This is a genomic window from Thioalkalivibrio sp. ALJ7 (assembly GCF_000376865.1).
Taxonomy (GTDB): Bacteria; Pseudomonadota; Gammaproteobacteria; order Ectothiorhodospirales; family Ectothiorhodospiraceae; genus Thioalkalivibrio.
On sequence record NZ_AQXQ01000010.1, the window covers coordinates 240759 to 249708 of the forward strand.

An 8950-nucleotide genomic window follows, 5' to 3' on the forward strand; every position below is an offset into this window, starting at 1 on the left:
CAACCGGCTGTAGCCACGAGCGGATCTCCGGAACGTCTGGTCCAGGTGCATGGGGGCGGTGTTCGGGCGGCGGCTGCGCGCTACGGGGTCCCCGTTGCTGAGTGGCTGGACTTGTCCACCGGGATCAATCCGCATGGTTATCCGGTCGGCGAGGTCCCGGCAGCGGCCTGGTCGCGCCTGCCAGAGCCAGATGACGGCTTGGAGGTGGCCGCCGCCGCCTACTACGACACCAAGGAGCTATTGGCGGTCCCCGGCTCACAGGCGGCGATCCAGACGTTGCCGCAGTTGCGTCAGGGGACTGCACGGGTCGGCATCCTCGAACCCAGCTACAACGAACACGCCAAGGCCTGGCGGTGTGCCGGGCACGAGGTTGTGCCGCTGGACGCGGATGCCATTGTGGCGGCGATTCCCCAGCTCGATGTCCTGGTCCTGGTGAACCCGAACAATCCCACCGGGCAGCGTTTCTCGCGAGATACGTTGCTGGCCTGGCATGCTGAGCTGGCCGCACGGGGTAGCTGGCTGATCGTGGACGAGGCCTTCATGGATGTCACGCCCGACCAGAGTCTGGCCGATGCAGCGACCCGGGAGGGTTTGGTGGTCTTGCGCTCTCTGGGCAAGTTCTTTGGCCTGGCCGGTGCGCGCGTAGGCTGTGTGATCGCGGCGGCGGCAATGCGGGAAGGCTTAGCCGCGCGGCTGGGACCCTGGACGATCGCTGGCCCGGCCCGCTGGGCCGCGGCACAGGCCCTTGCGGATCATGCCTGGCAGGTCCGAATGCGAGGCCTACTGGACGCCGCCGGGCAGCGCCTGGAATCCTTGCTCAACGGCTACGGGCTGTCATCGACCGGCGGCACCGCGTTGTTTCAGTGGTGCCAGATGGACGCGCCAGCGGTATTGCAAGACCGTCTGGGTGCACAGGGGATCCTGGTGCGGCGGTTCGATGCGCCCGGCAGCGTGCGCTTCGGCTTGCCGGGCTCCGAGGCGGAATGGGTGCGCCTGGAGCGGGCACTGGAGTCCTTGTGAGCGGCACCACACTGATGGTTCAGGGCACGACCTCGGATGCCGGCAAGAGCGTCCTGGTGGCGGGCCTTGCGCGGGTTCTGCATCGCCGCGGACTGTCCGTCGTGCCATTCAAGCCCCAGAACATGGCGCTCAACAGTGCGGTGACCGCGGATGGTGGCGAGATCGGTCGGGCTCAGGCGCTACAGGCAGCCGCCTGCGGGCTGGAGCCGCATACCGATATGAACCCCGTGCTCCTCAAGCCCAGTTCCGACCAGGGTGCCCAGGTGATTATCCACGGGCGTCCTGCCGCCCAGATGGATGCGCGGGCCTACCATGATTACAAGCGCGTCGCGCATGAAGCGGTGATGGCGTCGCATGCGCGCCTGATCGCACGCTACGAACATGTCCTGGTCGAGGGGGCGGGCTCGCCGGCCGAGATCAACCTGCGCGAAGGCGATATTGCCAACATGGGTTTTGCCGAGGCGGTGGATTGCCCGGTCATCCTGGTGGCGGATATTGATCGCGGCGGGGTGTTCGCGCATCTGGTCGGCACCTTGGCACTACTGAGCGAGAGCGAGCGCGCCCGGGTACGGGGGTTCGTGATCAACCGCTTTCGCGGGGACGTGTCGCTGCTGCAACCTGGGCTGGACTGGCTGGAGAAGGAGACGGGCAAGCCGGTACTGGGCGTGCTGCCCTATCTGCATGGCTTGTATCTGGATGCCGAGGACGCCTTGCCCCGTGAGGCGGTTCCCGAAGCCGATGCGGGTGCGCTGCGGGTGGTGGTTCCGGCCCTGCCGCGCATCAGCAACCACACCGACTTCGACCCGTTGCGCCTGAATCCGGCCGTGGACCTGCGTTTCGTGGGGCCTGGCGAGTCGCTGCAACCGGCTGATCTGGTGCTCCTGCCGGGGTCGAAAGCGGTGCGCAACGACCTGGCCTGGTTGCGCGAGCAGGGCTGGGAGGATGCGATCAGACGCCACCTGCGCTATGGCGGGCGGGTGATGGGGATTTGTGGCGGCTTCCAGATGCTTGGCCGGGTGGTACATGACTCGGAGGGCGTGGAGGGTCCAGCGGGATCGACCCCTGGCCTTGGCTGGCTGGAGATCGAGACCACACTGGGGCCAGAGAAGCGGCTGGAACGTGTGCAAGGGGATCGGGTGCTGGATGGGCTGGCGGCGGTGGAAGGCTACGAGATCCACGCGGGGGTCACGACCGGGCGCGGGCTTGAGCGTCCTCTGCTGCATCTGTCGCATGGCCCGGACGGGGCTCGCAGTGAGGACGATACGGTAATTGGAACCTATGTTCATGGGGTGTTGGATCGGGCGGAGGCCGCGACGGCCATCATGGAATGGGCGGGTCTGGACGTGGGCGTGACCCGGGCACAGGATCTCTCGGCCGCGCGCGAGGTCGGTCTGGATCGGCTGGCGACGGCGCTGGAGGAACATCTGGATATGGAGCGAATCCTGAGATTGTTGCGACCCCAGGAGGTTTCGCGATGAAGACCCTTGTGCTGGGCGGGGTTCGTTCTGGCAAAAGCCGTCTGGCTGAGCGGCTGGCGCAGGAGAGCGGTCAACCGGTGACCTACGTGGCTACCGCCCGTGCCGATGACCAGGAAATGGCGCGCCGGATCGAGCGCCACAAGGCCGACCGTCCCGCGCACTGGGGCCTCGTGGAGATCGGTACCGGGCTGGGCAAGGCGCTGGAGCAGGCGGCGACGCCCGATCATTGCCTGCTGGTGGACTGCCTGACGCTGTGGCTGACCCAGCTGCTCTGCACCGAACACGAGGCCCGGATCGAACAAGAGCGTGAGGCCTTGATCGAAACGCTCCCAAGGTTGCCCGGGACCGTGATTCTGGTGAGTAACGAGACCGGCCTCGGGATTACGCCCATGGACGCCCTTTCGCGCCGCTTCGCGGACGACTCCGGTTGGCTGCATCAGCGCCTCGCGGCCGAGATGGACCGCGTCGTTCTGACCGTTGCCGGTCTCCCGCACGTACTCAAGGGAGATCCTTTGTGAAGGGCTCAGCAATGAATCAAGCCTGTGGATTATCCAGCCGGGCATACGGGCCAAAAGGCCTCAGGCCGGTCTCGCGCCTGCGTCATTGCGAGGAGCCGCAGGTGACGCGGCCATCTTCTCCCGAAGCCTCTGTCCCTGAAACGCCACGGGCTGCCAGATTTGAACGATTGCTTCGTCGCTTCGCTCCTCGCAATGACGGGGGGGGTTGGGGTCGGTGGAGCCAGTCGCAACCAGCAGCCAGTGGAGGCCGGAAGTGACCGAAGACTGCGATTGGCTCCAGGTTCCTCCAGCTCCGTTGAACGAGACGGCCCGCCAGGCGGCCGCGGCCCGCCAGGGTGAGCTCACCAAGCCACCCGGTTCACTCGGAAGACTGGAAGGCGTGGCCGAACGCCTGGCTGCCATGCAAGGCCGCGAACGGCCGACGCTGGAGCGTATCCATGTTGCCGTCTTCGCCGGTGACCACGGTGTAGTGGAGGAGGGCGTCTCACCGTTCCCCCAAGCCGTGACGGCGCAAATGGTGGCGAACTTCGCCATGGGTGGAGCTGCAATAGCCGTTCTGGCTCGCAGCCTGGGAGCCAGCATGGAGGTGATGAGTCTGGGAACGGTGGCCGAGGTGCCTTCGCACCCGGCGATCCAGCAGATCGGTCTTGGGCCGGGCACCGCTAATCTGGCGAGGGAGCCGGCGATGACCGCCGGGCAGCTCGAACGCGCCATGAACGTCGGGCGTCAGTGTGCCGAACGCGCGCGCCGCGCGGGAGCCGAGTTGTTTATCGGTGGCGACATGGGCATCGGCAACACCACTTCGGCGGCGGCGGTCGCTTGTTCCATCCTGAAACGCCCAGGCGCCGAACTGGCCGGTCCGGGCACCGGACTGGACGCACACGGCGTCCGGCACAAGGCAGAGGTGATCGAATGGGGGCTGGAGCGCCATTCGGGCGTTCGTGGGGAGGCCCTTGGCAGTTTGCGCGATTTGGGCGGCTTCGAGATTGCCGCGTTGGCCGGGAGCTATATCGCAGCCGCCCAGATTGGATTGCCGGTATTGGTAGACGGCTTTATCAGTACCACCGCTGCGCTGGTCGCCACTCGGCTGTGCCCCGGCGCGGAGGCATGGTTCTTCTACGGCCATGCCTCGGCCGAGCCGGGTCATGCCGTCTTGCTGCGCGAGCTGAATGCCGAACCGTTGCTGCAGCTGGAGATGCGCTTGGGCGAGGGCAGTGGGGCGGCGACCGCGGTGCCCCTGTTGCGTATGGCGTGCGAGCTCCACGCCGGCATGGCGACCTTTGCGGAGGCCGGCGTGGCCGGGAGCCCGCAATGACGTTTCCCAGTATTGGGCTGCTGCGCCACGGCGAAACGACCGGGTCGGGGTTTCGCGGACGCGGTTGCGACGACGCCTTGACGCCCGCGGGGGAGCAGGCAATGCACGCGGTCTTCGAGGCGTCTGGCACCTGGGACCGCATCGTGACCTCGCCGCTGCAGCGCTGCCGGCTACCTGCAGAACGTTTTGCGCGCGCCGCTGGTGTGCCTCTTGTCCGTGAACCACGCCTGCAGGAGCTCCACTTCGGAGAGTGGGAGGGCCGCACGGCCGAAGAGCTGATGCAAACGGACGCCGACGCCCTGGGGCGCTTCTGGCAGGACCCAATCCACTGTCCGCCACCGGGAGGAGAAGACCTGGCCAGCTTCCGGGACCGCATCCTAGCCGCCTGGGAGCAGGTCGTGGTGGCCCAGGGAGATCGCACCCTTGTTGTCACCCATGGCGGCGTGATCCGCGTGATCCGAGCGCACCTGGAAGGCTGGCCACTGGAGAAGCTTCTCTCCATCGAAGTCCCGCTGGCATCCCTCCACCAAATCCAGAACCTATCCACAGCGCAACCCCCCGCATGAACGGCGACCCCCTCATAACCCCGGCTGTTGTAGGAGCCTGCTTGCAGGCGAAGCCCCTGCCCATGTTGGACTTTGGCAAGGGCTTCGCCTGCAAGCAGGCTCCTACAGCGGGCCCCGAAACACCCTGTAGGAGGCCAGCCTCTGGCCGATTGGGGCGCATCCAACGCCAGATCGGCCAGAGGGCTGGCCTCCCACATGGAAGTGGCCACAGTCGTTGTGTCATCCGGGTCCGCTGGATCTCCCGCTTGCCGGATGATCGCAAGGCCCAGAGGCCTCCAGAATGACCCCCGTCCTAACCCCATTCTGGCTCGCGCTGCAGTTCCTGACGCGATTCCCCACACCGGTGTTGGAACCGACGCCGAAAGATCTCGGCCGGTCGGTGCTCGCCTATCCACTCGTGGGGCTGACCCTGGGCCTGGTGGTGGTCGGGTTTGGCATGGCACTGGCAGCAATCCCAGGTGCGCCATCGTTGCTGATCGCCGCACTCGTACTTGCATTGTGGGTCGGGCTGACCGGTGCGTTGCACCTTGATGGGTTGGCGGATACGGTCGACGCTTGGGTCGGTGGTCACCAGGACCCGGAACGTGCCCAGGCCATCATGAAGGATCCGGCTTCAGGCCCAATGGCCGTGGCCGCCTTGATCCTGGTGCTGTTGATCAAGTTTGCGGCGTTGGTGGCGGTGGTAGAAACGGGTGCCTGGCTGGTGTTGCTGGTTGCGGTCGTGCTGGGACGAGCGGCGCTCACGGGGCTCTTCTTGGTGGTCACCTATGTTCGGGAACAGGGCCTGGGCTCGGAGATGGCGACCCACATCCCCCGGACGCCCGCCTTGGCCGTGTTGGCCGCGACGGGGCTATTCATCCTGATCCTGGCCCTCGCCACCGGGCTCTGGGGGTTGACTACAGGCCTGCTGCTGGCACTGATGGTGGTGTTCGGGATCGCCGCCTTTCTGCGCCGCTGGCTTGGCGGCTTCACCGGCGACACGGCTGGTGCCACCCTGGAAGCGGTCGAAGTGGCTACGCTCTCCGTGATGGTGCTGACGCTGTCGTTGCACTGACCGGAGGGCTCACTGGGTCAGGGGAGTTGAGCGCGGCGCTTGGGCTGTCACAAAACAGTCACCGGATTGCCACATACTGTCAGGATGACCTTTCCCGCTCGATTGAATCCGTTACGGGTGACCTTCCGTGTAATTGTGAATCCGCTGGCAGCGGTCCGTGAGATAGGCCAGTCGGAGGCGCCGCCGTGGTGGCAGACGTTTCTGGGGCTGGCCTTGCCGGTGTTGCTGGTGAGCGTTATCGCCAGCCAGTGGTTGTATCAGGTGATTCCAACCGGGTTGCCGCCCGAGGCGATGCCGGTCGCATGGGGCTTCGGTATCTACAGCGTGCTCGCAATGAGTATCGGTGTGCTCGGGCTGACGTGGTCCGCGCATTACCTGGGCGAACTCTTTCAGGGGCGCGGGGACGCGGACCGGGCCATGCTGGCGGTCAGTGTTGGCCTGCTGCCTGCGTGGGTTGGCAAGGTCGCCGCCGCTTTTCCCTGGCCCTGGGGCAATGGCATCGGTCTGCTGCTGATCCTGTATTCGCTTTGGCTGCTGTACTGGTCGCTTCGCGGCATCCTCGGGCTGCGTCGTGGCAACCGCATCGGCCTGTTCGTGGCCACCGTCTTCTGCGGCGCCTTCATCACCCTCATCTTCGGATGGGCCCTGATGGACCTGATCCCTGGTGCCACCCCCGAGATCCGTATCGGCACCACTTGGCTGATATAACCAGGACCATTCTTGGTTGACGTGTCCTGGTAACTGGGTCGGTATACTGGCGCGCAAACGAACGAACAACCGGGATTGGTATGGCGGCAGGGAAGGCAGGTGGCAAGAGAAAAGCGAAGCCCTCGAAAGTCGCGGGATTGCTCAAGAAGGCAAAGAAGGCGCTGGATGATGGCGCCTTCGAGGAGCTCGAGGCCTTGTGTGGGCAAGTTCTCGGTATTGAGCCCAATAGTACAGATGCCCTCAGGCTTCTGATTCAGGGGGCCTTCGACCGGCATCAGTACAGCACAGCGACCCTGTATGCATCGAAACTCGTCCAGATGTGTCCAAAGGATGCGGACAGCTACAACGCGCTGGCCGGTGTGCTGATCCTGCGCGACCGCTTCGAAGCTGCCGGGGCCGCGTTGCGCGAGGCGTTGCGACTGGACCCCAATATGCGCCTGGCACTCGACAACTACGCGCGCGTCCTCCAGGCCGAGGGGCGTTGGGACGAGGCGACCGAGATTCTGGAATCCCTGGTGGAGTCTGATCGCAGCAGTGCCAAGCTCTGGTTCTCGTTTGCGCATTCGCGCCATTTTCCCGCGGACGGCTCGCCCAGAAAGGAACTGGAAAAGATCATCCGCAAGGGGAAGTTCGACCTTCGCGACCAGGGCCGTTTGTATTTCGCGCTGGCGAAGCTGCACCAGGATGCGGGCGATCTCGATCAGGCGTTCTCGGCCTTTGAGCTCGGGAATTCGCGCCAGGCGGAGGCGATCCACCGCCAGGTCGAGCAGGTGCGGCAGGGAGCCATACGCAAGAATGTCGCCGCTACCGAAAAGATCTTCTGCGCTGAATGGGCCAGGGGGCTCGACGACCCGCAACAGTCTCCAAGGCCGCTGACGCTGGTGCTGGGCCCGCCACGTTCCGGGAAGTCGCTGCTGGAGGGTCCGCTGTCCGGACACTCGCGAATCCGTCATTACGGCGAGCTGGCGGTTCTCCAGGAGGTCCTTTCCCAGCTCCCGAAGGAGGTGCGCAAGCGCTATCCACTGATTATGCGGGAGCTGGAACCGGAAGGCATTGCGCAGTTGCGGGCGCGGGTCGACTCCATGTGGGGCGAGGCGAAGGACGAATCGGTCCGAACCCATCTGGTTACCAATCCTGGAAACGTCTTCCATGTCGGGACGTTCATGAGCCTCTACCCGGGTACCCGCGTAGTCTTCTGCGAGCGGGACCCGGTGGACAACGCGATGGCGATCTACATGCGCTGGTTTGCGCAGCGCCTGCCGTACGCGTGGGCGATCGACACCATCGCCGAGTTCTTGATGCTGTATCGCCGGATGGCGGATCACTGGGAGAGGATATTTCCCGATCGCGTGCAAAGGGTGCACTACGAAGAGATGCTGGAAGACCCCGATGCCCATGTGGCCCGGGTGCTGGCCGCGCACGACTTGGAATGGGAGGCGGTATGCGCGGACGAGCAAGGGGAGATCGCCGACCCGGCCCTGCTTGGGCTAACCGGCAGCCTCGGCAGACGCAGCCGCGTGAACCCGGCATTCGCGAGTATCGGTGAGCAGTATGAGGCCTATCGGCCTGCGTTCGAGGAGGCGGTAGGCGCCGCGAGGGCAAAGGTCTTTCCCAGCGGCGACTGAATAATAAGGGGTATCGGTTTTTTTCGATTCGGGGCTAAAGGATGGTGGTCAGGTGTCGTTAACGGTTCTGAAGGCGGGCTAGGACCGTCGACTGAACCGCCCGAGGCGGCGAGTACGACTCTACAGGAGAGTGACCATGTCTCAGATTATCAACACCAACGTTCTGTCCCTGAACGCGCAGCGCAATCTGGGAAATTCCCAGGGTGCGCTGGCCCAGAGTCTGGAGCGTCTGTCCTCGGGCCTGCGGATCAACAGCGCCAAGGACGACGCGGCCGGTCTGGCCATTTCCGAACGTTTCAGCACCCAGATTCGCGGACTGAACCAGGCGGTGCGCAATTCCAACGACGGGATTTCGTTCGCGCAGACGGCCGAGGGCGCGCTGGGGACCGTGGGTGATGCGCTGCAGCGGGCACGCGAGCTGGCGGTGCAGGCGGCGAACGATTCCAACTCGGCCTCCGACCGTCAGGCGCTGAACGACGAGGTTCAGCAGCTGATGTCCGAGGTCTCGCGGATTGCCAACAGCACCGAGTTCAACGGTGGCCGTGTGCTGGACGGCAGTGTGCAGGACCTGTTCTTCCAGGTGGGTGCGAACCAGGGCCAGACCATTGCGGTCAGCGGCGTGGATTCGCGGACCTCCGAGCTGGGCGTGACCGAAGTAGCCGGTAC

General features: G+C 65.1%; 8 protein-coding genes and 1 pseudogene. All 9 read left to right on the forward strand.

Annotated elements, in window-relative coordinates; all coding sequences use genetic code 11:
• Nucleotides 1-45 precede the first annotated feature (45 nt).
• A complete protein-coding gene (gene cobD, locus D002_RS0106285; RefSeq protein ID WP_018141064.1) occupies nt 46-1020 on the forward strand; it encodes a threonine-phosphate decarboxylase CobD in 975 nt (324 codons plus the stop codon).
• Nucleotides 1017-2498 (forward strand): cobyric acid synthase, encoded by a 1482-nt coding sequence (locus D002_RS0106290; RefSeq protein WP_018141065.1) that lies wholly within the window; start codon nt 1017-1019, stop codon nt 2496-2498. The genes cobD and D002_RS0106290 overlap by 4 nt, the downstream gene beginning before the upstream one ends.
• On the forward strand, nt 2495-3016 hold the full coding sequence (cobU, locus tag D002_RS0106295; RefSeq protein ID WP_018141066.1) for a bifunctional adenosylcobinamide kinase/adenosylcobinamide-phosphate guanylyltransferase: 522 nt from the start codon (nt 2495-2497) through the stop codon (nt 3014-3016). The genes D002_RS0106290 and cobU overlap by 4 nt, the downstream gene beginning before the upstream one ends.
• A gap of 253 nt (nt 3017-3269) precedes the next feature.
• Nucleotides 3270-4331, forward strand: a complete 1062-nt coding sequence (gene cobT / locus D002_RS0106300; protein WP_026181564.1) for a nicotinate-nucleotide--dimethylbenzimidazole phosphoribosyltransferase — start codon at nt 3270-3272, stop codon at nt 4329-4331.
• Nucleotides 4328-4897, forward strand: a complete 570-nt coding sequence (locus tag D002_RS0106305; RefSeq protein ID WP_018141068.1) for a histidine phosphatase family protein — start codon at nt 4328-4330, stop codon at nt 4895-4897. Before cobT ends, D002_RS0106305 begins: the two co-directional genes overlap by 4 nt.
• A gap of 280 nt (nt 4898-5177) precedes the next feature.
• Nucleotides 5178-5951, forward strand: a complete 774-nt coding sequence (gene cobS, locus D002_RS0106310) for an adenosylcobinamide-GDP ribazoletransferase (protein ID WP_018141069.1) — start codon at nt 5178-5180, stop codon at nt 5949-5951.
• An 84-nt stretch (nt 5952-6035) separates the two neighbouring features.
• Nucleotides 6036-6659, forward strand: a complete 624-nt coding sequence (locus tag D002_RS0106315) for a YIP1 family protein (protein ID WP_026181565.1) — start codon at nt 6036-6038, stop codon at nt 6657-6659.
• 80 nt (nt 6660-6739) lie between these two features.
• Nucleotides 6740-8284: a tetratricopeptide repeat-containing sulfotransferase family protein gene (locus tag D002_RS0106320; protein WP_231362919.1), complete on the forward strand. Its 1545-nt coding sequence runs from the start codon at nt 6740-6742 to the stop codon at nt 8282-8284.
• Between the two features lie 136 nt (nt 8285-8420).
• Nucleotides 8421-8950 (forward strand): annotated as a pseudogene (locus tag D002_RS0106325) (flagellin); the annotation flags it as partial.

What these genes read in the sequence shown, in the direction of transcription:
- cobU (WP_018141066.1), top strand. Translation starts at nt 2,495, where the DNA reads ATGAAGACCCTTGTGCTGGGCGGGGTTCGTTCTGGCAAAAGCCGTCTG.
- D002_RS0106305 (WP_018141068.1), top strand. Translation starts at nt 4,328, where the DNA reads ATGACGTTTCCCAGTATTGGGCTGCTGCGCCACGGCGAAACGACCGGG.
- cobS (WP_018141069.1), top strand. Translation starts at nt 5,178, where the DNA reads ATGACCCCCGTCCTAACCCCATTCTGGCTCGCGCTGCAGTTCCTGACG.
- D002_RS0106315 (WP_026181565.1), top strand. Translation starts at nt 6,036, where the DNA reads ATGACCTTTCCCGCTCGATTGAATCCGTTACGGGTGACCTTCCGTGTA.
- D002_RS0106320 (WP_231362919.1), top strand. Translation starts at nt 6,740, where the DNA reads ATGGCGGCAGGGAAGGCAGGTGGCAAGAGAAAAGCGAAGCCCTCGAAA.